25 protein-coding genes are annotated in these 25,836 nt (G+C 45.5%); 6 read left to right on the top strand and 19 right to left on the bottom strand.

Annotated elements, in window-relative coordinates; all coding sequences use genetic code 11:
- The first annotated feature begins 7 nt into the window (after window positions 1–7).
- The gene (locus tag ACMXYP_RS04890; RefSeq protein ID WP_415883895.1) at window positions 8–838 is read left to right on the top strand and encodes an HDOD domain-containing protein; all 831 of its coding nucleotides are present in this window, start codon (window positions 8–10) and stop codon (window positions 836–838) included.
- A 64-nt stretch (window positions 839–902) separates the two neighbouring features.
- On the opposite strand, the gene ACMXYP_RS04885 is transcribed toward ACMXYP_RS04890, so the two are convergent.
- Together ACMXYP_RS04885 and ACMXYP_RS04880 are read right to left on the bottom strand one after the other, a co-directional pair.
- On the bottom strand, window positions 903–1,673 hold the full coding sequence (locus ACMXYP_RS04885; RefSeq protein ID WP_415883894.1) for a substrate-binding periplasmic protein: 771 nt from the start codon (window positions 1,671–1,673) through the stop codon (window positions 903–905).
- Between the two features lie 232 nt (window positions 1,674–1,905).
- Window positions 1,906–2,790 (bottom strand): LysR family transcriptional regulator, encoded by an 885-nt coding sequence (locus ACMXYP_RS04880; protein ID WP_415883893.1) that lies wholly within the window; start codon window positions 2,788–2,790, stop codon window positions 1,906–1,908.
- Between the two features lie 111 nt (window positions 2,791–2,901).
- Between ACMXYP_RS04880 and ACMXYP_RS04875 the strand changes: the two genes are divergently transcribed.
- From ACMXYP_RS04875 to ACMXYP_RS04865, 3 genes are read left to right on the top strand one after another with little or no spacing between them, the layout of a single operon-like run.
- On the top strand, window positions 2,902–3,507 hold the full coding sequence (locus ACMXYP_RS04875) for a glutathione S-transferase family protein (RefSeq protein ID WP_415883892.1): 606 nt from the start codon (window positions 2,902–2,904) through the stop codon (window positions 3,505–3,507).
- A complete protein-coding gene (locus tag ACMXYP_RS04870; RefSeq protein WP_415883891.1) occupies window positions 3,497–3,892 on the top strand; it encodes a nuclear transport factor 2 family protein in 396 nt (131 codons plus the stop codon). Before ACMXYP_RS04875 ends, ACMXYP_RS04870 begins: the two co-directional genes overlap by 11 nt.
- A 54-nt stretch (window positions 3,893–3,946) precedes the next feature.
- The gene (locus ACMXYP_RS04865) at window positions 3,947–4,144 is read left to right on the top strand and encodes a tautomerase family protein (RefSeq protein WP_415883890.1); all 198 of its coding nucleotides are present in this window, start codon (window positions 3,947–3,949) and stop codon (window positions 4,142–4,144) included.
- A gap of 136 nt (window positions 4,145–4,280) precedes the next feature.
- Here ACMXYP_RS04865 and ACMXYP_RS04860 read toward each other — a convergent pair whose 3' ends face one another.
- From ACMXYP_RS04860 to ACMXYP_RS04850, 3 genes are all read right to left on the bottom strand, one after another.
- Complete coding sequence (locus ACMXYP_RS04860) at window positions 4,281–5,231, bottom strand: hypothetical protein (protein ID WP_415883889.1); 951 nt, start codon at window positions 5,229–5,231, stop codon at window positions 4,281–4,283.
- 93 nt (window positions 5,232–5,324) lie between these two features.
- The gene (locus tag ACMXYP_RS04855) at window positions 5,325–6,101 is read right to left on the bottom strand and encodes a hypothetical protein (RefSeq protein ID WP_415883888.1); all 777 of its coding nucleotides are present in this window, start codon (window positions 6,099–6,101) and stop codon (window positions 5,325–5,327) included.
- Between the two features lie 289 nt (window positions 6,102–6,390).
- Window positions 6,391–7,083, bottom strand: coding sequence for a transposase (locus ACMXYP_RS04850; protein ID WP_415883887.1), 693 nt, complete (start codon window positions 7,081–7,083; stop codon window positions 6,391–6,393).
- Between the two features lie 377 nt (window positions 7,084–7,460).
- On the opposite strand from ACMXYP_RS04850, the gene ACMXYP_RS04845 reads away from it, so the two are divergent.
- Window positions 7,461–7,856 (top strand): nuclear transport factor 2 family protein, encoded by a 396-nt coding sequence (locus ACMXYP_RS04845; RefSeq protein WP_415883886.1) that lies wholly within the window; start codon window positions 7,461–7,463, stop codon window positions 7,854–7,856.
- A gap of 54 nt (window positions 7,857–7,910) precedes the next feature.
- Window positions 7,911–8,108: a tautomerase family protein gene (locus ACMXYP_RS04840; RefSeq protein ID WP_415883885.1), complete on the top strand. Its 198-nt coding sequence runs from the start codon at window positions 7,911–7,913 to the stop codon at window positions 8,106–8,108.
- A 204-nt stretch (window positions 8,109–8,312) separates the two neighbouring features.
- On the opposite strand, the gene ACMXYP_RS04835 is transcribed toward ACMXYP_RS04840, so the two are convergent.
- The 14 genes from ACMXYP_RS04835 to ACMXYP_RS04770 all read right to left on the bottom strand — a co-directional run bounded on the left by ACMXYP_RS04835 (window position 8,313) and on the right by ACMXYP_RS04770 (window position 25,832).
- A complete protein-coding gene (locus tag ACMXYP_RS04835; protein ID WP_415883884.1) occupies window positions 8,313–9,704 on the bottom strand; it encodes a P-loop NTPase fold protein in 1,392 nt (463 codons plus the stop codon).
- Between the two features lie 95 nt (window positions 9,705–9,799).
- Window positions 9,800–10,357: a hypothetical protein gene (locus tag ACMXYP_RS04830; RefSeq protein WP_415883883.1), complete on the bottom strand. Its 558-nt coding sequence runs from the start codon at window positions 10,355–10,357 to the stop codon at window positions 9,800–9,802.
- 380 nt (window positions 10,358–10,737) lie between these two features.
- Complete coding sequence (locus tag ACMXYP_RS04825; protein ID WP_415883882.1) at window positions 10,738–11,901, bottom strand: sirohydrochlorin chelatase; 1,164 nt, start codon at window positions 11,899–11,901, stop codon at window positions 10,738–10,740.
- A 58-nt stretch (window positions 11,902–11,959) separates the two neighbouring features.
- Entirely contained in the window at window positions 11,960–13,078 is a 1,119-nt protein-coding gene (locus ACMXYP_RS04820) for a threonine-phosphate decarboxylase (protein WP_415883881.1), read from the bottom strand.
- Window positions 13,075–14,034, bottom strand: a complete 960-nt coding sequence (cbiB, locus tag ACMXYP_RS04815; protein WP_415883880.1) for an adenosylcobinamide-phosphate synthase CbiB — start codon at window positions 14,032–14,034, stop codon at window positions 13,075–13,077. Before cbiB ends, ACMXYP_RS04820 begins: the two co-directional genes overlap by 4 nt.
- A complete protein-coding gene (locus ACMXYP_RS04810; RefSeq protein WP_415883879.1) occupies window positions 14,031–15,548 on the bottom strand; it encodes a cobyric acid synthase in 1,518 nt (505 codons plus the stop codon). The genes cbiB and ACMXYP_RS04810 overlap by 4 nt, the downstream gene beginning before the upstream one ends.
- A 67-nt stretch (window positions 15,549–15,615) precedes the next feature.
- Window positions 15,616–19,500: a cobaltochelatase subunit CobN gene (gene cobN, locus ACMXYP_RS04805; protein WP_415883878.1), complete on the bottom strand. Its 3,885-nt coding sequence runs from the start codon at window positions 19,498–19,500 to the stop codon at window positions 15,616–15,618.
- Between the two features lie 31 nt (window positions 19,501–19,531).
- Window positions 19,532–20,626 carry a cobalamin biosynthesis protein CobW gene (cobW, locus tag ACMXYP_RS04800; protein WP_415883877.1) on the bottom strand — a complete coding sequence of 365 codons (1,095 nt, stop codon included), beginning with the start codon at window positions 20,624–20,626 and terminating at the stop codon, window positions 19,532–19,534.
- 5 nt (window positions 20,627–20,631) lie between these two features.
- Complete coding sequence (gene cobM, locus ACMXYP_RS04795; protein ID WP_415883876.1) at window positions 20,632–21,423, bottom strand: precorrin-4 C(11)-methyltransferase; 792 nt, start codon at window positions 21,421–21,423, stop codon at window positions 20,632–20,634.
- Window positions 21,424–21,543: 120 nt separating this feature from the next.
- Window positions 21,544–22,320 carry a precorrin-3B C(17)-methyltransferase gene (gene cobJ / locus ACMXYP_RS04790; RefSeq protein WP_415883875.1) on the bottom strand — a complete coding sequence of 259 codons (777 nt, stop codon included), beginning with the start codon at window positions 22,318–22,320 and terminating at the stop codon, window positions 21,544–21,546.
- 18 nt (window positions 22,321–22,338) lie between these two features.
- Complete coding sequence (locus ACMXYP_RS04785; RefSeq protein ID WP_415883874.1) at window positions 22,339–23,097, bottom strand: cobalt-precorrin 5A hydrolase; 759 nt, start codon at window positions 23,095–23,097, stop codon at window positions 22,339–22,341.
- 109 nt (window positions 23,098–23,206) lie between these two features.
- On the bottom strand, window positions 23,207–23,932 hold the full coding sequence (cobI, locus tag ACMXYP_RS04780; RefSeq protein ID WP_415883873.1) for a precorrin-2 C(20)-methyltransferase: 726 nt from the start codon (window positions 23,930–23,932) through the stop codon (window positions 23,207–23,209).
- Window positions 23,929–25,191 (bottom strand): precorrin-6y C5,15-methyltransferase (decarboxylating) subunit CbiE, encoded by a 1,263-nt coding sequence (gene cbiE, locus ACMXYP_RS04775; RefSeq protein WP_415883872.1) that lies wholly within the window; start codon window positions 25,189–25,191, stop codon window positions 23,929–23,931. Before cbiE ends, cobI begins: the two co-directional genes overlap by 4 nt.
- Window positions 25,191–25,832 (bottom strand): precorrin-8X methylmutase, encoded by a 642-nt coding sequence (locus ACMXYP_RS04770; RefSeq protein WP_415883871.1) that lies wholly within the window; start codon window positions 25,830–25,832, stop codon window positions 25,191–25,193. The genes cbiE and ACMXYP_RS04770 overlap by 1 nt, the downstream gene beginning before the upstream one ends.
- Between the last annotated feature and the right edge of the window lie 4 nt (window positions 25,833–25,836).

Raw genomic sequence — 25,836 nt, 5'->3', positions numbered from 1 at the left:
ACGACCTATGAACAAAGATCTGAATAAAGCAATTCTACGTTGCAAATCTGTGATCTCTCTACCAGCGATCTATCAAAAGATCACAGTAAAGATCGATCAGCCAACAACAACCAACAATGAGCTAGCCGAAATCGTAAAACTTGATGCGGGTATCTCTACCAAACTGCTAGCGATTGTTAACAGCTCTTTTTACGGCTTCCCAAGCCAGATATCCACCATCTCGCATGCTATCTCTCTAGTTGGTCTAAAGGACTTTAAAAACCTAGTTTTAGGTTCTAGCGTGGTTAAACAGTTTGAAGATGTTCGGGAAACAGGCTTTGCAATCAACGAATTCTGGGACTACAGCCTACATGTTGCCATAGCTGCTAAAACACTCGGTAAATACTGGGCTAACCGTAAGGAACAAGAAGAGCTATTTATCGCTGGCCTTCTGCACGATGTTGGTAAACTCGTTATCGCCCAAGCCTGTAAAGATCAGTTAGAAGAGATCCAAAAGATCTGGCCAAACCAAATACCACAACAAGAACAAGATCTAATCGGTTTTGACCATACAGAAGCCGGTGCCGAATTGATCCGCTCCTGGAACCTACCCGAGCTTCTATCTACCGCGGTAAAACAACATCACGAACTGGATCAAACTAATCCGCCAGAATCGACTGTACTCTGCGTCTACATGGCTAATGCTATAGCCTTTGCTGACGAGGAAAAGATCAATACTGCGCTAGAACTTTGCAATCAGTATGTGGAAAACCCTATTAAACAAGAAGAGATGTTGGAGATGCAGGAAGCGGTCACTGAAGAGAAGAAATCTCTGATTGGGGTTTATCTTTCGAGTTAGTCATCTTTTACAGTGGGATCAGATTTCTTTTGCAACAATTTGGATTAGAGGGGTCAGCTTAGAATCAATTTTCATGTGCAGCTCGAATATTATAGGTACTTAAAATCGTGCCTATTTCACCTTTATCTTTCAGGTAGCGAATACTGTCATTTAGCTTATCCACTATGTCTTTACTGGTATTCTCCTTTGAGAATCCGATGAAATAATTGATCTGCTCAACACCCAATAAATACTCAGCCCCAACAATCTCTAATTCTTTAATTTGGTACTCACCCAAATCTCTGTTCAAGTAAACGGCATCAATTCTTTTAGCCACCAGCTTCTTTAGATTCTGACCGTTACTATTGGGTAGCATTTTCACATTAATGGGTTCAAGGCCCTGCTCCTCTAGCTTATTACTTAATCGTTCCAATGAATAAGAGGTGTTAGAAGGCCCAAAAACACCCACCTTCAGACCCGAAAATAACTCAATGGAATTGTATTCTTTATCCTCATTTGTGCGGGTAAAGAAGCCATATTCAGTACTCATCAACGGCAACGACCAATATAACCATTTATCTCTTTCCTCGTTCCAACCAAGAGGAAAGTTTGCATTAACGTAGCCTTCCCTCAAGAGGGCCTTAGATCTCCGATTCGGGTGTAGAAGGATCTCGATTTCAATCTCAGTATGAACCGAAATTTTCTCTACAATTTCCGCAAAAGCTCCTGTTACTCTGCCTTGCTCAACAGTAATAAACGGTGGGAAATCCTGAACACTGATCGTTAACTTATCCGAGATGGCATTAGCCGAGAAAAGTAAGAATAGACATAAGGCTGTATATTTTGTCAAAAGCATAACTAACCCTAAACTAGCGGTATAAACTGTATGGTTGGTGATGTCGCGAAGCAGTACATTTAGTAGATTATTGGCGACCCTTCTCTAAGAGCTATTGAATCCGCTTTAGCAACAAACACTTAGTTTCAGGATAGACGATAACTTGGGGTGGGTTAGTTTTTGTCCCACTTGATAAAAGCCATAACTGATCAATAAGCTGCCTTTCAGGCATTATCCCTTACTCAGTTCTCATCTATCCGGCCCAGTTTTCCTCAAACCAACGCTCTAAAAAGTTAATACACAGCTTAATTTTAGGTGGCGTCAGTCGCCTAGCCGGATACATGGCGTATAGGGTTAAACGCGGTCTTTCTACGTTATTCAACAGTTCCAAAACCTGCCCTTGGCGAATTGCATTGCCAGCAATAAAGTCAGGAATAAAGCCAATGCCTAAGCCACCTTTCACGACATCAAGCATAAAGGGCGTGCTGTTCACACGCAGATTACCACCGACCTTTACGCCCTCACCAAGCGGCCAAATATCCTGACCTCTAAAATAGCTATAGATAAAACAGTTATGTTCCGACAGCTCTTCAACCGTCGTAATTGGGCCGTGTTCTTTCAGGTAGTCTTCAGACGCACACACCTTATAGCTAAATTCCATTAACGGTTTACCGACATAACCGGAATCAAATGGACGACTCGCTGCTCTAAAGCCAAGATCGAAACCATTTTCAATCAGATCAACGGGGGCATCATCCAGATGTATATCCAATTCGATTTCTGGGTATTCACGCATGAAGTCTGCAAAAACTTGGCTTAGGTGCGAGATGCCCAATGCCATTGGCGCATTAATCTTTAACTTCCCACGGGGCAAATCCTGCGCCCCTTGCACAAAGCTTTCAGCGTCATCAATCCGCTCTAAAATCTCATGACAATGGCGCAGGTAGCCCTCGCCTATAGTGGTTAGCTGTAACGATCGGGTAGATCGATGAATTAACCGCGCGCCGATTTTAGTCTCTAGCCGACTGATCTCTTTACTCACCATCGACTTAGACAAGCCAAGCTCTTCAGCGACTTCAGTAAAGCTCCCCCGCTCTGCTAAGCGAATGAACAGCGACATTGCCCTAAGTTTATCCATGGTAGTTTCCAATATGTGAACAGTACGTTTATATTGTAGATATATATGAAACCTAGCAAGTCATTTATTCTGATTCTGTCTTTTACGATCTGACCTAATCAGGAGAACCCTATGTACACCTTGTATTACCTGCCCAACGCCTGCTCACTCGCGACGCTGACTGTTTTGTTAGAGATGGATGAGTCTGTCACCCTGATTAACAAAAATAAGATTACTGACTTCTCAGCAATAAACCCTGTGGGTAATGTGCCCGTGCTTATAGATGAGGGTAAAACGCTGACAGAAGGTGCAGCCATCATGCTTTACCTATTGCGCTCCAAAACCAATCAGCTGTTTCCTCAAGACGAAAATGATCAGCAAAAAGCGATTCAGGACATCATGTTTGCCAATGCAACAATGCACCCCGCCTACGGCAGACTTTTCTTTATCTCTCAAAATATGGGCGAAGGGCCTGAGAAGGATAAAGCCTTAAACGCCGCCGCTAACGCCATCAGTACCTTATGGGAATCAGTAGAAGCTCAACTAGAAAACCGTAGCTACCTCGGCGGAGAATCAGTATCCGCGGCTGATATTATGCTGGCCGTTTATTCACGTTGGGGTGAGTATTTTTCAGTTGAGATAAAACTGGGTTCACGTACCACAGCCATGCTAAACCGCGTTATTGAAAGACCTGCATTTAAGCAAGCCCTGCTAATGGAGGCCGAAAATGACAACTAACCCTGCAATAGATGATGACTTCACGATGATTCGTACCATCATCAATAGCTATTTTACCGGTTTGTATCAGGGCAATAGCAGCCAACTAAAAGCGATCTTTCATCCAACAGCAATGCTAAAAAGCCCAGGTAATTTCCGCTCTCTAGAGAAATGGCTGCAAGATGTCGAAACCCGAGCTACACCGGAGTCCCTTGGACAACCATTTGACTTTAAGATCCTGTCCATCGAGATCATCCAAGATCAAGCGATGGTCAAACTGGAATGCCCGCTATTCGATTATTTCTATATCGATTTTTTAGGCTTACTAAAAGAACAAGGCCGCTGGTTAATCGTGAACAAGATGTATACGGACATTGCCTCAACAACCAGCCTAGCTTCCGTATAAAGCACTTAAACAGAGAATACTCTGACCAGCAACGCATCAGCAAGAGAATATAAAATGCCATACGTGAATATCAAAATTACCGATGAAGGCGTCACCCAAGCCGATAAAAAGGCCCTGATCGCAGGCACCACAAAGCTATTACAAGAAGTCCTAAACAAAGACCCTAAATCTACCTTTGTGGTAATCGACGAAGTAAATACAGATAACTGGGGTGTAGGCTACGAAACTGTCACAGAGAGAAGAAAGCGATAGTGAGGTTCGTTAGGGTTCAACCATAATAAAACCGGCATATAGCCGGTTTTATTGTTTAGGAAGGCGCTGATAAACAGAGTTTAATTATACTCTGACCCCATTTATCTTAAACTTACTCTGACCCCATTTATCCTATTCAGCCTGAATCAAACATATCACCTTGTTTGTCAGACATTTTTTTGGTGTGACGGTACCTTCTGCCCTGAGGAGTTTCACCGGAAACACCAGAATGTACGTTCTCTAAAACAACATCTACTGAATACCCAGAAGTTACTATTTCACCAAGCTCGTCTACTTTTTTGTGAATAAGTAACACACATAGAATTCCATCACCATTTTTAAATGACAACTGCTTAGCTGCTACAGCTATTTTGAATTCTTTATCATTCATTGAGAAATTTATAGGTTGTCCCTCGTAAATTCCTTTCCATTTAGCTTTACCATCTTTTAGTACAGGGGCAACAATTTCAATATACGCGGAACTATCTTTACGAGGCTCAAGGTCTTGAGACGTAATAATAAATTTGGGGAATTCTTGGCGAGAAATAATTTTTTCATCAGCAAGAGGATCTCCTATGGAGTTTAATTCGCTAAAGCCAACTTGAGTAACTTTCTCGTAAGTTGAAAGTGCCTTATAGAAATTAGACTTTCTCGTTACTACTTTGTAGCTCCTAGAAGTAACTTTCTTAGCAGAATTAATAGTCTCAGATGTTACGTTGTTATTTTCTATATCTTCTTTAATTTTTCCGAGTACTCGCTTACGCTGCTCTATAGAAAGACGTAAATCCTCTTTTTGCAGTTGAACAAGCTCTTGGTCAGCTTTGGGAATAACTGACCAAATCAACGCAAGGGTAGATATAACCAAAGCTATTTGTGCACTATTATCACCAAGAGCTTTCCATATTTCACGAATTCCGCCTTCTCGTAAGGCTTCACAATCCAGTTCTAAATGGACCCCAAGTATCTCTGCCACTTCTATAGCAACAGCAATAAACTCTGCCTCACACTTATTCCTCACCAAAGCATTCATCGAATGGCTATCATCTGAAAGATAATAATGAAGCTCAAATTTACTTGGGAATTCCATATATATCCGTGATCCTTCTTATGCACCCAATGCTGGGTTATGCGGCAATATTAGAGCGCAACGGGGAAATTGTCAGGCAGCATTACATGTGAGCTAATAGAGCTCATTTAGTACATGTATTTTATCTTTCACTACGCCGTCCGATTCTATGCATTCAAATCCAAATTTTTTGCATAGGCGCATGCCGTCACGAGTTACCGGCCTTGTAAATACGTCCGTAGTTCCCTTGTTTCGTAAATTTTGAATGTACTGAAGTAATTTATGCAAAGATGCTCCGCGAGATTTAAACCCAACCGCTGCAACAGCACCAACATAAACTGCATTTGGGGCTTTCATCGGACTAGCAATATGATTTGTAGTAAAATCCTTGCCAGTGATCTCACCTTTTCTTAAAAGATCTGAAGCCTCTTTTTTTAGCGGGATGACACAAAAGTAGCCCTCTATTTTGCTCTTTCTGCCCTTCTTTATATTGCGAATAACATGGAAAATGTATGGGTTGATGCTATGCCACTCCTTCATTTTCTTGATTGAAGATACACCACCCTCAAAAAGATCTTCTCCCATTTGATGGATATCCTTCAATTCATTAGGAGAAGCCGGTTTTGATATATAAATTGGGTCAATAAAGTCATCAGTTGCTTCAATAGTCAATGTAACCACCCTATAAATCAGCCATCTACCGCATAAAAAGATTATAGCTCCAGCGGAAACTAAACATGTAAAAAGGCCAATAAATTCAATCAGCCTAGATAACTCAAGAGTAAAAACTGTAATATTTTGAGATTTAATCCACGATGAAGAAGCGAGTGTGACTAATCCCCCACCTATACCAAACAAAACAGCACTGTTATTTCCATTAACAAATTTCATTTTTGATCCCTCAGCGGTGGGATATAGCTAGCAATTAAGAATACGACAAGTGAGACACAGAAATTCGCACATGGTCGCACTGTCTATTTCTGTGTGTGTTTTTGAAAAAACAGTATCCCTACCCCTTACAACCATTCCCAGTACAAAAAACTACAGTTTCACCCCTATCTCATTATCCTTTGATCTAAATCCTTATCCTTCTGTAGATACCAACCTTAGCTGATAAGACGTTTAAAACGTCCACCCACAAAAAAACCGGCCCAAAGCGATAAAGGGGTCAGAGCCCTTTTTATATCACCTCTCTACGTGGACGACCTCTTTTCGTCGTACCAACTTTACACTGAAGCCTCTGCTCAACTTTTTCACGGAACTTATCGTTTCCAAGGGGCGTACCGGTTTTCCAACACTCTCTGATTCGCTTCATATCTTCACCATCAAGTAGCGAAGTAAATAGCTGTTGATATGCCAAACTCCTTTCTTGCTTATTCGCTCCCAGCGCCTCATAGATAAAATGAGGTTTAATGAAACTTATCTCTCTATCACCAATGTTGTGACAAAAGCTAGACCAACGATAATGCCCAGGTAGTTCTACCATGTTCGCTCGGACAGGATTTAGCTCTATATAACGCATCACCTTTAAGAAATAGCCCTCTTCTTGAACAAGACTAGCTTTATAACGTCCCTCCCAAGCAGACCCGCTTCTGCCGTATTTCTGATTTAGATACGGTACATAATGTTTACCAATTAGCTGCATAAACTGACTGATGCTTTCACTAACCTCAGCAGTTGCAAGTATGTGAATATGGTTAGTCATTAGAACGAAGGCATGAATAGCTACATCGTATTTTTTACTGCTTTCCTTTAGCCAATGCGCATAGGTCGCATAATCTTCTGCTTCGAAGAACACAGGCTCACGGGAATGGCCCCGTTGTACAAGATGAACCGGAATACCCGGCAAATAGAATCGTGGTTTTCTTGGCATCGCTTCTTCCCTGAACCGATAAAATGATCACAAAACCATATCACACCCAACTAGGTGTAAAGCAAACAAGAAAAAGGGCTCTGACCCCTTTAATTGTAATCTTCTGCTTCGAAGAAAACAGGCTCACGGGAATGGCCCCGCTGTACAAGATGAACCGGAATACCCGGCAAATAGAATCGTGGTTTCCTTGGCATCGTTTCTTCCCTGAACCGATAAAATGATCACAAAACCATATCACACCAAAATAGGTGTAAAGCAAACAAGAAAAAGGGCTCTGACCCCTTAAATTCTCAAAACCATATCACACCAAAATAGGTGTAAAGCAAACAAGAAAAAGGGCTCTGACCCCTTAAATTCTCTGCTGATGGAGGCCGAAAATGACAACTAACCCTGCAATAGATGATGACTTCACCATGATTCAGTCCATCATCAACACTTACTTTACCGGTTTGTATCAGGGCAACAGCGACCAACTGAAAGCGATATTTCACCCAACGGCCATGCTAAAAAGCCCAGGTAATTTCCGCTCTCTAGAGCGCTGGCTAGAAGATGTCAAAACCCGAGCGACCCCTAAGTCACTTGGACAGCCATTTAACTTTAAGATCCTGTCTATCGAGATCATCCAAGACCAAGCGATGGTCAAACTGGAATGCCCGTTATTCGATTATTTTTATATCGATTTTTTAGGTTTACTAAAGGAACAAGGCCGTTGGCTAATCGTGAACAAGATGTACACAGACATAGCCCAAACAACCGACATAGCTGCCGTATAAAGCACTTACACAGAGAATGTTCTGACCAGTAACTCATCAGCAAGAGAATCTAAAATGCCATACGTGAATATCAAAATTACCGATGAAGGCGTCACCCAAGCCGAAAAAAAGGCTCTGATTAAAGGCACCACAAAACTGTTACAAGAAGTCCTAAACAAAGACCCTCAATCTACCTTTGTGGTAATCGACGAAGTAAATACAGATAACTGGGGTGTAGGCTACGAGTCTGTCACAGAGAGAAGAAAGAGATAGTCGGGTTCGTGAGGGTCTAACTACAAAAAAACCGGCATATAGCCGGTTTTATTGTTGGAGTGGAAAACAGAGCGTTAATGAAAAGAGCTAAACTTGCTCTGACCCTATTTATCCAAACCGGCATATAGCCGGTTTTAATGGGGTTGGATTGGCAAGACTGAGTGTAAATGAATGAAACTCAACTTACTCTGATCTTATTTATCATCAATTAATGTTAAAGCATGTAACAGATCTTATAATCATAAGGATCAATTCTTTGATTGGATTACTATGCTTATTTGGCTGTACAAAATACTGAGATATTAATTCAGTTCTAAAATCATCTGCTTTAGTACTGTCAACAAACAATGTCATAGTAGATTTCAACCCTTGTTCATTTCTGAAAAGGTCTGTTTTGAAGTTATTGTAAAGCCAATCAACCTTTAGAGTGTTTGTTTTTTCACGACAAATATTTATCAAAGTATTTAATTTTTGTTTATCGCATACATTTAAAGTAGCAACTAGGAATAAAAGTTCCCTCAAGGAAGAGTCACGATAATAAATATTTCCTGAATTTTTTAATATACCGATAGTTATGAGTATCTTGGTCAAGTGACGAACATTAACCTTTTCATGTATCACTATCTGACTAAGAATTCGAATATCTTCCATATTATATGAAATATCTAATCTCTCAGCATGATTAGTAATAAAATTTAATACGTCGGTATTAGAGAGTTCTTGCCCTGCTGGCTCTAGTGAAATACTTACACTAATAAATTTTTCTAGATACAAGTCAGCATCAAAGTTACTACCATGAACACCTTGGATGGATGCTGCAAGTTGTTTACGGTTTGTCACCAGAATAAAGACTATATTAGGCACCAAAAAAAGGTGCTTTATAGCTTCAAGCATTGATAGGGCGTATTCGGGCCTGCAACGGTCTAGTTCATCAATAACAAAAACAACATTTTCACTGCCTCCAGTCGTTGTTGAAGAACTATTGGTAACATTCACCAAGTCTTTTGCTAACCTTTCGAGAGACGTTCCAATTTCGTCAAGAGCTTTTTTATCCGCAATGTAATTTTCAATATGGATGTTTTGAGAGGAAAGCTCTTTTTGAGCTTCCTTTATCTCTTTATGTAAGTCCCCCGCAATTGAATTAGCGGCCTTTTCTAGGCTATCAACTCCGAATTGTTTTGCTAACAATATTGCTGAAATTCGTAATAAGGCATTAACACTTCCTGAAAGTGATAAGTTTGGTAACTTACGAAAAGCATCCGCAACTTTTGACATTGCACCGTCTCCTGGAAGACGTAGCTCTGCCGCCTTTTCATAAATTTCACCTGCTAAAGCTGTAATAGGGTTATGTTGATAATCACTTTTGTAAGCATCGAAATAAATAAAAGGTGTGTTATCTTGCATGTCTGCTTGCAGCATTTTTACAAAGGAAGTCTTTCCAACTCCCCATTGAGCATCCACCCCTAGAACTAAACCGCCTTCAGAATTGCTTATGATTGATTTAACTAATACAGCTGTATCGGATCGACCTAATTTATCTTCTTCAAAGCCCTTTTCTTCAAATAATGAATAGTCTTCTGGTAGGTGATACTTCATTCTGGTCCCTGCTTGGTTACTTTGCTACTGCTACATGTTAGAAACCAAGCACAAGGCTTCCAACCCGTAAATTATTTTTGCTATTTAACACCTCTTCAGATATTAACGTCTCCGTTGCAACCTAATAGTTGAATCGTTCTCAGCATCTGATCTTGGACTTTTAAATTGTCTTGCTGAATATGCGAAGATAATTTCCCAAGCATTTCTTTCGCGGATACAACCTTAATTTCGTGTTTATATAATTCAGGAATAACTGTATGTTCAGCTTTTTTAACCGCATGATTATAAGCCACAACATACTTGATACTCTTTTCACATATCCATTTATACTCAGGAACGGTTTTCAGGTATTGCTCAACCCGATAGAAAAATTTTTTCAATTTAGATAATTGATCTTGGTTAATTTCCCCTAGTCGAGTTTGACTTAGCTTGTCATCTAAGTTTGAAGTAACGCTTACTATTAGGGCCTCCTTTCCATTGATAGCTAGTACATCAATGTCTTGATAACCTCTTTGCTTTTTTCCTTTCTCCCAAACCCAAAACCATTTTCCGGAGGACGTTATATAGCCTTGAGTTTGATAGTAAAGCTCAACAATCGCTTCAAACGCATCGTTATTAGGACTATCTGATACAGGTATGTTTTGTATTTTCATATGCTTTTAATTTTCACATACACGAGGTCCTTATCTCCCCTCGCACGAAACTTCCATCAAACTGATTTATTTAATTTTTACCTTCCACAGTATCATTCAACCCATTGAAGTATTGAAGGTACAAAAAACTGGGGTCTCCACCATATTTCATTATCCTTTGCTCTAAACCTTATCCTTCTGTAGATACCAGCCTTCGCTGGTAAGACGGTTTCCCCCATTCACAAAAAAACCGGCCATAAGCCGGTTTTTAAATCTTTTTCTCTAGCGACGCAGTCGCGTCCTCTAGCGGCAGAGCCGCGTCCTAAAAGCGAAGCGTTCTCTAGCTGCGAAGCAGCGTCCTAACCACTATAAGCGAAGCGCTCTAGCCACTAGCTACTAACTCACTTATGCGCCAAAGCACCCTCAGCCTTACACAACGCCACCCGCGCCTTCTCCTCTTCCAGAATCTCATCGGTAAACTGCGACATAAAGCAGCAACATACGCCTTCACCAATCATAGTTCGTGGACCGAGCGGATGGCCTATATGTTTGTACACGCCATGAGAATGCCCATGTTCATGGCTATGTGAATGCCCATGAGAGTGATCATGGTCGTGATGATGGTGATGACCATGTGAATGATCGTGGCTGTGTGAGTGCTCATGGCTGTGACCATGCTCTGCATCAGGGTTGAATTCAGCATGGTGGTGATGAACATCTACTTCACCTGCAGCCAGACGACGCTGGAAGGATTCCATTAAGGTTTCATCGCCTTGTGGAAGATCATCCAGTATTTCACGCACACGAATCTCAAACGCGTCGATCACTTTGTCGTGATCGTTTAGGTACGGCGTTTTGATAAATTCGATCGCTTGGTTTTCTTCTGCCACTTTATCCACATAGCCGAAGATACGTTTGATCAAACGACCTGTGAATAGGAAGTAAGGTGCCACCACGATCTTTTTGAAGCCTAGCTTCATTAGACGCTCAAGACCTACGCCAACCGATGGGTAAGTTACGCCAGAGTAGACTGTATCAGCCCAACCAAAGCCCATGTTCTCGTTGACGATACGGGTTAGTTTTGCCGCTTCGGCATTGGCTTCGGTATCCGATGTACCGCGGCCAACAACCACCAGCATAGTGTCGTAAAGATTCTCTGGTGGGTTCTCTGGGTCTAAACCTAGGGATTCATAGATACGCGCCTGAAAGGCTTCGATCATCGCTGGGTGAAGGCCTAGCTCTTTACCGTAGTGAACGTTTACGCCTTCATTCTTTTCAGCGTAAGTTGTCAGTACAGAAGGGATATCGTTTTTAGCGTGGGTTGCCGCAAATAGCATACCCGGCACGGCGTAGATATCTTCTACACCTTGCTCTAGTAGGGAGTTAAGCCCCATATGAATATTCGGTGCAGAAAACTCTAAGAAACCATACTCTACCGGCATATCAGGGAAGCGTTTTTTTAACCCTTCCGCAACACGACCAAACTCTCTTTCTGCATCTTTGTCACGGCTACCGTGACCACACACCATAATACCTTTTTTAGGCACAGGGCTTTCTCCAATCATTCGTAAAACACATTGTTATTGTACGGACTTTTTAATCAAATATGAGCCCGTTTATAGATCATTCCAGTGTAAGTAATAACTCACTTATAACCCGTTTTAATTTCTGACACTGGTCTGCATTTTGGGTATCGACTAACCCACTGCGCAGCAAACAGTTTTTACTATCTCCCTGTGCTTTATCGTCTGATAAATCACAGTTGAACTCTTCATCCAGAACAAGGCGGATCAGTATGCCCTGCTCGGCTAAAAATTGGTAAATCTGCTTCGCTTTTTCAGCGTCCAATTTAGCGGTTAGAAACAGGCCATCGCACGATAAAAGCTCCGCATTAATTTTCCCAAGCAATGGCTTCCAAAACTCTAAGGTCGCTTGCGCATTTTGGCGTATTTTCTGCCGAGCCTCAGCCTGCCATTGGGCATCATTTAGTGCAGCGATAGCCACAGCTTGGGCCGGACCATTTACCGCCCAAGGGCCCAATTCTATTTGTAACTGTTGCTGTATCTGTTGATTAGCAAAGGTAAAACCCAAACGAATACCGGCTAAACCAAAGAACTTACCGAATGACCTCAGTACTAGGATATTACCTAGCTGCTCAAACCGATCATAATCACTTAAAACACTCTGTTCAGGGCTTAGATCAATAAAGGCTTCATCCACAATAAGATAAGCACCCTGCTGCATCTGCTCTGCCCAGCGATAGATCTGCTCTGGGGTAAACTTAAGCCCTGTTGGATTATTTGGATTGATCAGTAACAGGTGCATTGCAGAACCTGAATTTAGCTGCTCTTCAATACGTTGCTCAGCTGCTTTCTGATCAATTGCAGGATAATAATTAATTGCACGGCCATGCTGTTGCCAGCTGTAGCGATGTTCTTGGTAACCACAATCGGGTAGCAGGATCGGTAACTCTTGCGACACTGACGGTAGCACTGCTGGCAACAACTCAATGATCTGTTGGGTGCCATTAGCCGCCACGCCCTCAGCGCCATAGTAGCTTCTAACCGCCGCTTTAAATTCAGCTGATTGATAAGGCAACTGCTGAAAGCAATGTTCGCTTATCTGAGGTACAGGGTAAGGTACAGGGTTGATCCCTGTGGATAGATCTAACCACTCCTCAACCGGAATACCGTATTGCGCAGATGCCGAGATCAGATCGCCACCGTGAATCAGATCACTCAAGAGCTCACCCCTGAGGTAATCGCCACGGCTAATGCTAGTGTTACATAAAGGCCAATCCCCCATAGCATTAGTACGCGGTTCACCAAACCACAGGCATCCTCAATACTCTTTGCTGAAGGTTGATCCCCTTCCAAGGGACCTAGTGGTGGGCGCTGCTGAACTTCACCGTGATAGATCGCAGCACCGCCTAGCGAAACATTGATCGCCCCAGCACCTGCGGCCATCACAGGGCCAGCATTTGGGCTTTTCCAAGTCGACGCTTGCTGCTTCCAGCTATCAAGTGCGATCTTGGTTTCACCCACCAGTGCATAACTTAATGCAGTAAGACGTGCTGGGATAAAGTTCAGCAGATCATCGATACGCGCCGCGCACCAACCAAAATGCAGGAAACGTTCATTTTTGTAACCCCACATGGCATCCAACGTATTGCTCAAGCGATAGAGCACCACCCCAGGAATACCTAAAAGGCAGAACCAGAAGATTGCAGCAAAGATAGCATCAGCACCGTTCTCTAATACCGATTCTGTTGCGGCAGAGGCCACGGCTTTTTCATCTAGCTCGGAGGTATCGCGGCTAACTATCATCCCCACAGCGGTGCGAGCGCTATCCAGATCTCCTTGATTTAGCGGTTTAGCAATGGCTAAAGCATGACTGAGTAAGCTCTGCCAACCGATCGCTAAGTACAGCACTACCCCGCCCACTACCGCAGAAAAAACCGCCGAACCTGACAACAACAGATCAATAATTAGCGCGATGCAAGATATGGGTATAACAGCCAATAACCACGCAATAATACCGGCACGCTTCTGTCTGTTTGTGGCCGCACTCCCCTGATTTAATCTCTTCTCTATCGCTATGGCTAAATTGCCAAAGCCCACTAGCGGATGGAATCGCTTAGGCTCTTTTAGGAAGTAATCTAACAACAGCGCGATTAGTAAACTTAAAGCAATGCTCATGCAGGTTCCTCAGCCTTTTCATCTAAGCCATTTACATCTAACTCAAGCAGGCCGAGTAACTTGTCTAATGGCATAACCGCTTCGACTTCATCCGCTAGACGGTTGATCTGCGCTTCACGGAACGCTGGGTAATCAAAGCTATTCTGCTGATCCAAACCAGCCCAATCTAGCCACGCTTGTAGTAGTTCGGGTTGATCAAATACACCGTGTAGATAAGTACCTAACACCTGATCACTTGGATCACGTACACCGTCGGTGTGGATAACCCCATCAACATCCAACTCAAATAACGGATTGTCGAGCGCTTCACCGCTACTGATACCGGCATGGATCTCGTAACCTGTCACGGGAGTATCAGTGCCGCAAAGTAAGCCCTTAACATTACGCAGCATTTTATTGCCAGTTAGCGTGGTTTCCATCGGCAGAATACCCAAGGCTTCGCTAGAACCGGCTGTGGATTCGATCTGCTCTGGGTCGTGAATCCACTCCCCTAGCATTTGATAACCGCCACAGATACCGATTAGCTTGCCGCCAAAACGTAGGTGACGCTGAATTACTTTGTCCCAGCCATTCTCTTTTAACCAGTTAAGGTCGCCACGGACATTCTTACTGCCCGGTAGAACGATAAGGTCTGCCCCGGTAAACTGTTGTGGATCACGGATAAACTCGCAATCCGCCTGCGGGTGCATACGCAGTACATCGAAGTCCGTATGGTTACTGGCGCGAGGATAGATAGGTACAACCACTTTGAGTTGCTGCTCACCGTTACTCTTTTGCTGCTGATTAACCGCATCTTCCGCTTCGATATGCAGATTCATTACATACGGAATCACACACAAAACAGGCACGCCAGTTTGTGCTTCCAACCAATCCAGCCCCGATTGCAGTAGGCTAACATCACCGCGGAAACGGTTAATTACAAAGCCTTTAACGCGGGCTTTTTCTGAATCAGAAAGCAGTTCATAAGTCCCCAACAGATGAGCAAACACACCACCGCGATCTATATCAGCCACTATAATCACCGGACAATCCACTGCCTCGGCAAAGCCCATATTAGCGATATCATGCTCACGCAGATTGATCTCGGCCGGACTACCCGCCCCTTCAACAATGACAGTACTGTATTTCTGTTGTAGCTGGGAGTGGCTTTTCACCACTTCGGTTAGCAGCTTTGGCTTAAACGCGTGGTACTCAGTCGCCTTCATATTACCGATGGCTTTACCGTTAAGAATCACCTGCGCACCAATATCACTGTTCGGTTTTAACAGCACAGGGTTCATCTCTACCGAGGCTGGTAGATAACAGGCTTCAGCCTGCACCGCCTGAGCACGACCAATCTCGCCACCCTCAGCAGTAACCGCACTGTTAAGCGCCATATTCTGTGGTTTGAATGGCGCAACAGAGACTTTATGGCGAGCAAGAATGCGGCATAACGCGGTAACGACGATGCTCTTACCAGCGTCAGACGTGGTACCTTGAACCATTAGGGTGTGCGGATTTTTAAAGGTGCTCATTTAATTCTCTTTGTTCCTGTAGGAGCTCACCCTGTGAGCGATACTTTTCGGCCAGAGGGCTGGCCTCCTACATGGCACTTTCTTGTTGTTCATCTAATTCAAGCAATAAATCTTGTAGCTTCTCAGAATATTCCCCCGGCTCTTGCCATAAGCCACGCTGAGTCGCTTCGAGTAACCGTTCAGCCATCTCTTCTAGGGCATGGGGATTGTGCTGCTCTAGGAACTCGCGGTTTTGTTGGTCAAACACCAGTGCATCACTGACCTTTTCGTACTGATAATCGGCGATCAAGTTAGTGGTGGCATCGTAAGCAAACATATAATCGACGCTGGCGGTCATCTCGAACGCGCCTTTATAACCGTGTTCCTGCATGGCATTGATCCATTTAGGGTTCAGCAAGCGAGAACGGATTACACGGTTCAGTTCTTCTTTTAGGGTCCGAATCTTTGGCTTTTGCGGATTAGAGTGATCGCTGTGATATACCTGCGGTGCTTCACCGCGATAGACTTCAACCGCGTTGCTCATACCGCCTTGGAACTGGTAGTAATCATCGGAATCGAGCAGATCGTGTTCACGGTTATCTTGGTTCTGCACCACCGTTTCTAGTTGCGACAGCTGGTGCTGGAACGCCTGTGGTGCAGCTACACCATCGCCTTTCTGATTACCGTAGGCATAACCACCCCAGTTTAGGTAGGCCTCTGCCAGATCGCTCTTTTGTTCCCAGCAGCGCTCATCGATCAAGCCCTGCAAACCTGCGCCATACGCGCCCGGTTTGCTACCGAAGACACGGTAACTCGCCTGACGCTGCGCTTCCTCTGTAGACAAACCTTGATCGAGCAGTTCCTGTTCACGCTTGTGAATATTCTGCGCGATGGTGTTGCTATCACCCGGTTCTTCCAACGCAGCAATCGCTTGCACAGCTGAATCGTAAAGCTTCATCACATTAGGGAAAGCATCACGGAAGAAGCCAGATACACGCAAGGTAACATCCACTCGTGGCCGCCCTAATAGCTGTGAACTGAGTACTTCAAAATCGACGACACGATTAGAGCCCGGTGCCCAGATAGGACGAACGCCCATCAAAGCAAACGCTTGTGCTATATCATCACCGCCGGTACGCATAGTTGCGGTACCCCAGACCGATAAGCCCAGAGTACGCGGATAATCACCATGTTCTTGAAGATGTCGCTCGATCAGCGCTTGAGCGGAACGCTCGCCAATCGCCCATGCTGCAGGAGATGGGATAGAACGGTTATCCACCGAGTAGAAATTTCGCCCTGTAGGCAGGGTATCTAAACGACCACGAGTTGGCGCGCCACTTGGGCCCGGATTAACAAACTCACCGCCTAAACCAGCGATTAGCGATTCGATCTCAAGCTCAGCACTTTGCAGTAAGGCCTTGTGGATAGTGGCACGGGCATAAGCCAGTTGTTTTGCGGTTCTTGGTAGATCGTTTAAGTTTTCTAACGAATTATCTGCCAAGACATAGTCTGTTACCAACTGAGCCGCGAATAGCTCCAAACGCTCACGGGTATCCGCCTCACTGCGCCAATCATCTTCGGTAAGTTCAGCGAGTTGCGCAGGTTTGTCACCTAGCCAGTTTTTACTGCCTGCTTCTAGCGGGTCGAACAGTTCTCCATCTAGATCGGAACCAACTGTAAGATTCAGATCCTGCACTAAGTTATGCAGAATGCCCTGACTATCGGGATCATCGCCCCGTGGCAGTCGTAACAAGGCCACTAAAGTGTCTGCTAGTTTTTCGCTCTCAGGCAGTTCACCCAGACGATGCAGACCATGACGGATCTGCGCCTCTTTGATATCACAGAGGTAAGCATCCAGTTCGTTTAGAACGGCATCTTCATCATCGGACGTTTGACCGAGCTCTTCTAACAGATGGGTATTTTTAACCTGTTTTAGGATCTCATCACGCAGCCATTGTTGACGTTTATCATCCATGCCCATCGCTTGGTAATACTCATCCACCAGCCCTTCCAATACGGCCATTTCGCCGTAGGTTTCGGCACGAGTCATTGGCGGCATCAGGTGATCAATAATCACCGCTTGAGTACGGCGCTTGGCCTGCGCACCTTCACCTGGATCATTAACGATAAATGGGTAGAAGTGCGGCATTGGCCCTAAAGCGATATCCGGCCAACACTCTTCAGATAGCGCACTGCCCTTACCCGGCAACCACTCTAAGTTACCGTGCTTACCTACATGCACTATCGCATCCACCTGATAGCATTCGCGTAACCAGAAATAGAATGCCAGATAGTTATGCGGTGGGATTAGATCAGGATCGTGGTAATTAGCCACCAGATCTATATTAAAACCACGAGCTGGCTGGATACCGATAAAGGTTTCACCTAAGCGAATACCGGAAAGCATCAAACGGCCATCACGGTATTTAATATCCTGCTGTGGCGCGCCCCACTGATCGATCACCGCTTGTTGGCAAACATCAGGTAGTTGGGCAAAACAGCGCTGATAATCCTCCAGCGACATACTCTGCCAGCACGGCAGGTTGTGTAGGGTATTCGGGTTGTTCGTGACTGCACCTAGCAACTCCTGAATCAGGGCATCGCCATTTTCAGGAATATAACTCAGTGGATAACCGGCTGCTTCCAACGCTCTTAGAATATTCACCGCGGATGCTGGCGTATCTAAACCTACACCATTACCGATACGGCCATCTTTGGTTGGGTAGTTCGCCAAAATCAACGCGATGCGTTTTTCAGGATTGGCCTTGTTTGCTAGCTGAGCAAACCTAAGCGCTAATTTCGCCACAAAGCCTGCGCGCTCTTGATGGAGCTGATAACGCACCACTGAAACTTGGCTGCGCTCATCAAAGTGATCTTCGGTTTTAAAGCTCAACGCACGAGTATGCACCCTGCCATCCATCTCTGGCAGAACCACCTGCATGGCGATATCACGGCTACGTAAACCTTGCGAGTGCGTTAGCCAATCCTCTTCGGTACTACTAGATAGCACTAACTGCAGTACAGGTACTTTACGTACAAACGGCGAGTAGAACTCACTCGGTTGCGAACACAGATCAGGGCTTGCAACTGTATTCGAGGCAAAACCCGTGCTGTTGATAATTAAACTGGCACCGCTCTGTTCGAGAAGCGCATTCACGAGTGCCAAGGATTCCGCATCTTTAAGCGAGGCAATCGCGATGGGTAAAGGCGCTAAACCTTTGTTTTCCAGCTGTTCGATCAGTTGATCAAACATGCGGGTATTGCCACTTTGCAGATGGCTACGATAGAACAATAGAAGCGCGACCGGCTTATCGATATCGCATTGGCGTTGTTGCCACTCTGGAAAGGTCGCCGCCTGCACAGTATTTTTTGGCGTGTTACTAGCAGCCGGCAGATAGATCATGCATTTAGGTAGCGGTCTTGGCTCATGCCACAGACGCTCTTGCTGCAAGTATTGATCTGTTAAGCAGTTCAGCAATTGCAAACTGTTATCCACACCGCCTTCACGCAGGTAGCGCCAGATCCGCATCGCTTCGCTATCGCTGACCGAACTAGCAGAGAACAGTTCTGGATCGGGAGTATCATCCCCCGGCACAATGATTAGCGTGCGACTGCTATCAGCTTGCGCCCATGCTTGCAGGCGTTCAAAGCCATATTGCCAGTAACTCGCACCACCTAAGAGTGACAGAACAACCACTTTAGATTGTTCCAGCACTTTATGCTCATACAGATCGTATGCGGCAGGTTTTAGCAGCTGCATCCAGTTGGCTAGACGGACCGATGGTTGCTCTCCACCTTCCTCTTCCCCTTTACCTTCAATCTGCTCATCGGAAAAAAGGCGCGCAGCATCGGACAGCGCGGCAAGCGAGCTATCGGCTGCGGAGAGAATGATCATATCGGCCGGTGTCTGGTTTAGGTCGATGATGCCTTCATCATCGACAAACCCGCCCGGTTGCGCTGCTAATAGGTGCATAAAATCAGTCGTTAGTTGCTAGAAGCTAGAATTAAACTAGGGCTTCTTCAAGCGCGGCTTTGATGGTTGCTTCGTCGATGCCTTTGCCGATAAATACCAACTGAGTTTTCGGCTCATCGTTGCCCCATGGACGATCGAAATACACATCCAGACGCTTACCTACCGCCTGCATTACCTGACGCATCGGCTTACCCGGAAGTGCCGCAAAGCCTTTAGCACGGTAGATGTTAAAGTCGCTTAGCAGACCTTTAAGAATACCTTGTAGCTTGTCGCTATCTACTTCGCCGATAGAGATCACGAAAGAGTCAAAGTGATCGTGGGCATGGTCGTGATCATGACCGTGATCGTGGTGATGATCGTGGTGGTTATGGACCGCTTCGATACGCTCTTCTGTCGCGCAATCTAAGCCCATCAACATCTCAAGATCCGCTTCACCATTGCTGATGTAAGAGGTCTTAACTTCAGCAGGCACTTTGGCATTTACAACCGCTTCAACCTGAGTGCGTTGCTCTTCTGCCAGTAGATCGTTTTTGCTTACAACAACTAGGTCCGCAGCACTTAGCTGATCTTCCAGAAGCTCTTTCAAGCTTGGATCATGATCTAGGCTCTCATCCGCTAAACGCTGCTCTTGAACTTTAGCTTCGTCGTTAGCGAAACGACCCGCAGCAACCGCAGGACCGTCGATTACAGTGATGACCGCATCAACGGTGCAGTACTCTTTAATACCCGGCCAGTTGAATGCCTGAACTAGTGGTTTAGGTAGCGCAAGACCACTGGTCTCAATCAGGATATGATCAATATCTTCACGACGCTCAACCAACTGCTGCATAACCGGTAGGAACTCTTCTTCTACTGTGCAGCAGATACAGCCATTCGCTAACTCGTAGAAACCTTGTTCGCCCTGTGCACCACCTTCTGCTGCTGACTCATCTTCACAATACTCTTCATCGCAACTTAAGGGACAGCTACGTAGCAAGTCAGAGTCGATATCCAGCTCACCAAACTCATTTACAATCACGGCGATACGCTTGCCTGCCGCTTGCTTCAAAACGCTAGATAGCAGTGTTGTTTTACCGCTACCCAAAAAACCTGTTACTACCGTGGTTGGAATCTTATTCAGTTGCATAACTATTACTCTGTTATCTCTTTAGCAAGTTTTGCTTTGTGTTCTTTCTTGCGGAATACGTGAGCCTGATCCTTGTCGTACAGATAAGAATCTGCAAAATCATCGGTATCTAATACATGACCGACCAGAATCAAAGACGTACGGGTAAAGCCCTTTTCGCGAACTTTAGCGACAATATCGCCCAAAGTGCCGGTCACTTTATCCTGATCAGGCCAAGAGCTGCGATAGCAAACAGCTACCGGACAATCTTCGCCATAGTGTGGGATCAGCTCTTCAACAATCTTATGGATACGGGTTACGCCCAAATGGATCGCCAAGGTGGCACCACTTTGTGCAAGCTGAGGCAAACGTTCACGCTCAGGGAACGGCGTCTTACCTTCGTAACGAGTCATGATGATCGTTTGAGATACGCCGGAGAGTGTTAGCTCTTTCTTTAGATAAGCCGCAGAAGCTGCCACCGCACTAACACCCGGAATCACTTCGTAATCGACCCCTTCGGCTTCTAGGCGGCGGATCTGTTCGCCAATCGCACCGTAGAGTGATGGATCACCACACTGCAGGCGAGCAACGTCTTTACCCTCTTGGTGCGCTTGCACTATATGATCGGTAATCTGATCCAGATCGATTGTAGCGGTATCGATGATCTTTTCTGCCTTGCCTTCAACCGCTTCCAGTACTTCACGTGGAATCAGAGAACCGGCATAAAGCACCACCGGGCACTCTTGTAGTACACGATGACCTTTAAGAGTCATTAGCTCAGGATCACCCGGACCTGCGCCGATAAAGTAGACTGTCATAATTAAATCCAATAATAGGAAGTTTTGTCTGTGGGAGCGGCTTTTGCTATGCCCTTGGGTACCAGCCGCGAAATTTCGGCGCAAGATGCGCCTCCCACAAATCTAATTCACCAAACCTAGTTACAACTTCTTTGAGTAACCGCGCGGCGTATACACCCACTCTTTTGAGCCATTGACAATATGGCGAGATTCGCTATTACCTACACTCACCAGAGTGAACATATCCACATCTTTAGCATCCAGCTCACCTAGGGTAATAATACGGATCGACTCATCTTCACGAGTTAACTGACGGCCAAGTAACACGGGCGTTTCCGCTGGGCGATACTGCAACAAAATGTCGCGGGCATGATTCAGCTGCCAATCGCGCTTTTTAGATACTGGGTTGTAGAAAGAGATTACAAAGTCACCGCTACCTGCACTGTGGATACGTTTCTCGATCGTTTCCCAAGGGGTTAACAAGTCTGAAAGCGATACCGTACAGAAGTCATGACCCAGCATTGCGCCAACTCGGCTGGCACCCGCCTGCATTGCAGAGATACCTGGGATCACTTCAATATCCACATCTAGCCATTCAGGATGATCTTCTTTGCCCTGTAGCTGTTGATCCAGCAGCTCAAATACCAATGTCGCCATGGCATAGATGCCGATATCGCCACTGGAGATTAGCGCAGTCGTTTTACCGCTTGCCGCCAGATCCAACGCTAAACGCGCACGACCAATCTCTTCGCCCAAAGGCAGATCATGGTGCTGTTTGTTATCACAAACATCGCCCAACAGATCTAGATAAAGACCGTACGCCACTAGATCGGAGCTTGCTTTAATCGCTTCCAATGCTTTTGGTGCTACAAGCTGCGCATCACCCGGGCCTGTGCCCACTACAAATAGTTTTGACATTAAATTCTCTTTATTCGGCTATTTGCCTGAATAGCTTCTGGCAATTGCACAGGTAGCTTTCTTCGTTTTCTGTTTATTCAAGACCAGCTCAGGCTGCTGCCCAGTCTGCTGCTTGGTACTCAACAAGGCTGCTGATTCCGCTACGCCATAAACACCCACAGTGTTGAACACATACTCAGATCGAGTACTCAGCAGCGGTTCCATCTCAGATAGCTGGTTTTTATCCCAAGTCTGATAAGGCTTGTCGAGCTTTTCAGCCAATTCAATTAAGCCAACCTCATCTGCTTTGATATCGATACTGCTGATAGAACTCACTTGATCTAAGCTCAGGCCCAACTGTTCCAGACATTCCATTAGCAACCGTTCTAATTCATCCACAGGGCAACCACGTTCGCAGCCCATACCGACGCTATAAACTGGATTAAGGTAGCCATTAGCCGTGGTTATTACCGGCTGCGCATTTAATAGCTTCGAGACTTCTAAAGCCCAGTTATTGGCGCCCCCTTCGTGACCTGATAACAGCGGAATTACAAACTGCCCTTGCTCATCGATCACAAGCACTGGCGGGTCTTGATATTTATCCTGTAGCACCGGCGCTAAACTGCGCATAACAATGCCAGTGGCACAGATAAAGATCAGTCGATCACCGTTTTTAAAAAAGCCCTGAACTTGCTCCGCAAAAGGTTGCGGTTTATACGCCACTTCCGCTTCAATCAAGGACCTGAGACGCTCAGCGAGGCTTTTGCCCGCTTCAGTCAGCGCAATAATCTTTGTCATAACGAAAAACCGACTAGCCAAGTCTCGGCCAGGGGCTGGCCTCCTACATTAGCATCCAATGAACTTGTAGGAGCCCACCCTGTGGGCGATGCCGTATCGGCTAGATAATTCATCGGCTATTCCTCTGACTACGGGTAATCACAAACAACGAAAAATAAGGGCCCGCTTCTGCTTCCAGCTCACTAATATCGTTCACAATCCGTTGATTATCACGGCCGATATATTCCAAATACTGGGCATCTTCTGTTCGTCCGCTCTCGGTCAGCAATTTAAGTAAACGAGGGCGAGCCTGACCCGCTTTCATAATCACCAACGAATCATTTTGTTTAAGCGCGGCAAGAATCTGTTCATCAGTATGGCGACCACTCACTACGCAAAACATCTCTTTCAGCATGGTCAGAGGATGAACCAGAGTGGCTGCGGCGGCATTCACCGAGGTAATTCCCGGTACAACTTCGCAGGTAAAGCGATCTTGTAGTCGTTCCAATAGATAACTGAATGAGCCAAAGAACAGTGGATCACCTTCACAGAGGAAGATCACATCCAAGCCCTGCTCTAGCTGTTCAGCAATGGCCGCGGCACCTTGATCATAAGCCTCATTCGCTTTATTGCGATCCGTCGACATCGGCATATATATTGGAATACCCGATTGCGCTGTCGTCGCTGAATAGATTGCATCGGAAGCGATATTCTTCGCTTGTGATTCACCTTTGTCATTCACTAGGTAGCTGATCACATCTGCCGTCTGAATCAGACGCCACGCTTTCACAGTAAGCAGCTCGGGATCGCCTGGGCCAACACCGACACCAATAAAACGGCCTTTCACCAGGTTCATACCGAAGCTCCAACTTTTACAAACTTAAACAAATTAACCGGTAAGTTCGGTCGATACATCAACTGCCCTGCTAAGGTTTCACCACGACTGACGGCCACTTGGGTGGTTTCCAATTGGCTATCTTCAGCTAACGAGCGTTCTTGCCAGAACTGCATCAGTAGCTGTTTGGTATTTTCAGTGACCGCACTCGCCACCAGCACACCATCTTTAGGCAGTAAGGCCCATATTTCGGCAAGCAACTGTGGCAATTCACCATCGCTACCACCAATAAACACTTTGTTTGGCAAAGCGAGCCCTTCTAATGCTTCAGGCGCGCGCCCTTGAACAATTTTAAGATTGCTGACCACACCAAAACGCTGGCGGTTCGCTTCTAAGCAACTTAGGCGATCTGGGTGATGCTCTATCGCATGCACTGTCGCTAGCGGCTGCCAATAAGCAAGCTCAACCGCTACGCCACCACAACCCGCACCTATATCCCAAACCTGATCATCACGGCTTAACTGCATCAACGAGAGAATCGTAAGTCTGACCTCGCGTTTGCTGATCATCCCTTTACCCGGTTTATCTGTATCAGTGATAAAGTGCTGATCAGGAATACCCGGAAATTCAGGTAGGTAACCTTGATTTGAACCCGGTTCGATAAGGGTCAGATGCAATGGATCAAACTCATGATCTACTTCCAGTAACTCCGATGCAGAGAAACTACGAATCTGCTCTTCTGGATAACCTAGCGTTTCCAATACGGTCAGCTGTGCTTGTGGAAAACCTGACTCAACACAATGTTGAGCAAGCACCTGAGGATAACTTTTACTGTCTGTCAGGATCAGCAACGGCTGGTTCTGGCGTAAACGTGTTTTCAGCTTTTCGACCGGACGACCGTGCAGGCTTAATACCTCTAGATCCTGCAGGGCCAGACCCAAACGGTGGCAGGCCATCTGTAAGCTCGAAACCGCAGGATAGAATCTCAAATCGGACTGGGAAAAATAGCGGCTAAACCAGCGACCGATACCATAAAACAGTGGGTCACCGGAGGCGAGAATCATCACTGATTTGTCTTCAGCAATAACACCCTCAACCAGTGTTTTAAGTTCAGCTAGTTTTGGCAGTTTCGCGGTAGCTTTATCCGATGGCAACAACGCTTTGATGGTCGCCAACTGACGCTCTGAACCGATTACCAGATCAACCTGCACTAATGCCTGCTGCGCATCCGAAGACAGTTCAGCCAGATGAGAAACACCTAAACCAACTACGTGGATCATTAGTAATACTCCCCACGATTACAGCGCAGAAGAGCATTACAGCTGGCGGCTGATACAGCACTACCACCCTGACGACCCAACAGAGTTATACACTCAATACCCAGTTGTTCGTGAACATCCCACAATGCTTGTTTGGACTCAGCAGCACCGACAAAACCTACCGGCATACCGATAATCAGCGCTGGCTTATCTGTGCCCTTTTCGATCATTTCTAACAAACGAAACAATGCAGTAGGCGCATTGCCAATCACCACGACACTGCCGGCCAAGGAATCACGCCATAGCTCTACCGCCGCCATAGAACGAGTTTCACCCGTTTGTTTTGCCAGTTCTGCAGTGCGTGGGTCATTCAGATAACAGCTAGGTAAACGCTCGATCATACGTTTAGTGATTCCCTGACGTACCATCTCGACATCACAGAGAATTTCGCACTCCTGAGACAGCGCAGCCATACCCGCTTCACAAGCGTTTTGACTGAAACGCACCTGTTCCGCTAACTCCGGCATACCTAAGCTGTGCACAATACGCATCACAACTTGTTGCTGCTCACGATCGAAGTGGCTTAGCTCAGTTAGCTCGCGAATCTGTCGAAAGCTATCTTTCTCTATCGCCTGTGGATTAATTTCGTACTCAAACGCCACGCTG

The sequence above is a fragment of the Neptuniibacter sp. QD34_54 genome (assembly GCF_047778055.1).
GTDB lineage: Bacteria > Pseudomonadota > Gammaproteobacteria > Pseudomonadales > Balneatricaceae > Neptuniibacter.
This window is presented reverse-complemented; position numbering and strand designations above follow the sequence as displayed.